2 protein-coding genes are annotated in these 697 nt (G+C 63.6%); both read left to right on the top strand.

Annotated elements, in window-relative coordinates:
• Positions 1 to 179, top strand: a 179-nt coding sequence (locus tag B3187_RS07455) for a TraR/DksA C4-type zinc finger protein (protein WP_286805503.1), incomplete at its 5' end; no start/stop codon positions are given.
• A 48-nt stretch (positions 180 to 227) separates the two neighbouring features.
• On the top strand, positions 228 to 697 hold a 470-nt coding region (locus B3187_RS07450; RefSeq protein WP_286805480.1), incomplete at its 3' end, for a glutamate--tRNA ligase family protein.

Below are 697 nucleotides of genomic sequence, written 5' to 3'. Positions count from 1 at the left end.
GCAAGCTGATCAAAAAGATCGACAGCACCCTTGAGCTGATCGAGAACGACGATTACGGTTTCTGCCACGCCTGTGGTGTGGAAATCGGTATCCGTCGCTTGGAAGCCCGTCCGACCGCCACCCTGTGTGTCGACTGCAAAACCCTTGATGAAATCAAGGAAAAGCAAGTCGGAGGTTAATCGCCGGTCGGGGCTCGCGCCCGCGTGAGCCCGGCGGCAAACCGCCGTATGCCGTACCCAACCTCTGCCAATGCTTCAACGCCCCAGGGCGCTGCCGAACCCTATGTGGGCCGGTTCGCGCCCTCCCCAACCGGCCCTTTGCACTTCGGCTCTCTCGTCAGCGCACTGGCGAGCTATGCTCACGCCCGGAAAGCCGGCGGCCGTTGGCGGGTGCGGATGGAAAATCTGGACCCACCCCGAGAGGAACCCGGCGCCGACGACGAGATTCTGCGTTCACTCGAAGCCCACGGACTGCACTGGGACGGCGAGGTGCTCCACCAGAGCGACCGACTCGACGCCTACGCCCAAACGCTGGATGAGTTGCAGAGGCAGGGCCTAGCCTACCGCTGCCAATGCACCCGCAAGGATATTCATGCGCTGGGCGGTGTCTATGATGGCCGCTGCCGGAACCGGGTTATCGAGCCGACCGAGCCCCACGCCTGGCGGCTGAAACTGTACGACGTACCCGAGGGCTGCCC

Origin of the sequence: Marinimicrobium sp. UBA4209, assembly GCF_002381585.1 — a bacterium.
GTDB classification, from domain to species: Bacteria; Pseudomonadota; Gammaproteobacteria; order Pseudomonadales; family Cellvibrionaceae; genus Marinimicrobium; species Marinimicrobium koreense.
The sequence above is the reverse complement of the archived record's forward strand: the minus strand, read 5'-3'. Positions and strand labels throughout refer to the sequence as shown.